Annotated in this window: 1 pseudogene; it reads left to right on the top strand. The window is 60.9% G+C overall.

What is annotated here, in order from left to right:
• Window positions 1–973 (top strand): annotated as a pseudogene (locus K0335_RS22090) (host specificity protein J); the annotation flags it as partial.

The raw sequence follows: 973 nt of genomic DNA, 5'->3' as shown, positions 1-973 counted from the left end.
TCAGCGTGGGTGCCGAAGGGCTTCGCCATGTACCGGGCGATGTCATTGAAATCTGCGATGATGACTATGCCGGTATCCGCACCGGCGGGCGCGTGCTGGCGGTAAACAGCCAGACCCGGACGCTGACGCTCGACCGTGAAATCACGCTGCCATCTTCCGGCACCACGCTGATAAGCCTGGTTGACGGGCAGGGGAGTCCGGTCAGCGTGGAGGTTCAGTCCGTCACCGACGGCGTGAAGGTGAAAGTGAGCCGTGTTCCTGACGGCGTTGCTGAATACAGCGTATGGGGGCTGAAGCTGCCGACGTTGCGCCAGCGCCTGTTCCGCTGCGTGAGTATCCGTGAGAACGACGACGGCACGTATGCCATCACCGCCGTGCAGCATGTACCGGAAAAAGAGGCCATCGTGGATAACGGGGCGCACTTTGACGGCGACCAGAGCGGCACGGTAAATGGTGTCACGCCGCCAGCGGTGCAGCACCTGACCGCAGAAGTCACCGCAGACAGCGGGGAATACCAGGTGCTGGCCCGCTGGGACACGCCGAAGGTGGTGAAGGGCGTGAGCTTCCTGCTTCGCCTGACCGTAACAGCGGATGACAGCAGTGAGCGGCTGGTCAGCACGGCCCGGACGACGGAAACCACATACCGCTTCACGCAACTGGCGCTGGGGAACTACAGGCTGACAGTCCGGGCGGTAAATGCCCGGGGGCAGCAGGGCGATCCGGCGTCGGTATCGTTCCGGATTGCCGCACCGGCAGCACCGTCGCGGATTGAGCTGACGCCGGGCTATTTTCAGATAACCGCCACGCCGCATCTTGCCGTTTATGACCCGACGGTACAGTTTGAGTTCTGGTTCTCGGAAAAGCGGATTACCGATATCAGGCAGGTTGAAACCACAGCGCGTTATCTTGGTACGGCGCAGTGCTGGATAGCTGCCAGTATCAATATCAGGCCGGGCCATGATTATTATTTTTA

The sequence above is a fragment of the Escherichia sp. GZ89 genome, from assembly GCF_019366485.1.
Classification (GTDB): domain Bacteria; phylum Pseudomonadota; class Gammaproteobacteria; order Enterobacterales; family Enterobacteriaceae; genus Escherichia; species Escherichia fergusonii.
The sequence above is the reverse complement of the archived record's forward strand: the minus strand, read 5'-3'. Positions and strand labels throughout refer to the sequence as shown.